We start from the raw sequence: 626 nt of genomic DNA on the forward strand, positions 1-626 counted from the left end.
TCCTCTGTGTCGTCAGAGCGGGTGGTCAAGGCCCTGAGCTGGTGGTGAGACACCGGCTCGGGGCCGCTCCGTTTCCGGAGTGGTTCGACTATGGCACGGAATCGCAATGGATACAAGCAGTGGATTCGGCTACCCCCGCGTGTATGCTCTGACCATGGTTGACATCCCGGAAGAGCGGCAGGCTGCTGCCCTGCGACGGGTCGCAGAGATCGGCGCCGAGCGTGCCGATCTCCTCGCCCAAGCGGAAGCCCTCACTGAGCCGCTCCGAGACGCAGCAGTAGAGGCAGCGCGCACAGGCGCCCAACGCTCCCGCATCCGGGAGCTGGCCCGCATTGCACCGAACACCCTGACCGCGTGGCTGAGCGCGGCAGGACTGGAGATCCGCGCGAAGCGCCCGTCGCAGAAGGAGCCCCGCAGTGCCTGAGGACCCGATCACTCAGAACGAGATCGCCGCGCTCACCCGCCGGTACGAGCAGCACGCCCAGCAGACGAACGACGCGCTCACGGTCATCAAGTCCGACGTCCTTCACCTCCGCCTGGAGGTCGGCGGGAACAGCACCCGCCTGGACACCTTGGAGAGCACCGTGGCCGGCCTGCGCGATGAGGTGCGGTCCGGGAACGCCCGG

At 67.7% G+C, this 626-nt stretch carries 2 protein-coding genes; both read left to right on the forward strand.

All coding sequences use genetic code 11. From position 1 onward, the window contains the following. The first annotated feature begins 154 nt into the window (after positions 1–154). Complete coding sequence (locus ACZ63I_RS35035; protein WP_469343582.1) at positions 155–424, forward strand: hypothetical protein; 270 nt, start codon at positions 155–157, stop codon at positions 422–424. Next, on the forward strand, positions 417–626 hold a 210-nt coding region (locus ACZ63I_RS35040), incomplete at its 3' end, for a hypothetical protein (protein ID WP_469343583.1). The genes ACZ63I_RS35035 and ACZ63I_RS35040, both read left to right, overlap by 8 nt.

The sequence above is a fragment of the Streptomyces sp. NPDC087906 genome, assembly GCF_055584925.1.

Excerpts from the sequence above, each read along its gene's own strand:
- ACZ63I_RS35035 (WP_469343582.1), top strand. The coding sequence starts at position 155 with ATGGTTGACATCCCGGAAGAGCGGCAGGCTGCTGCCCTGCGACGGGTC.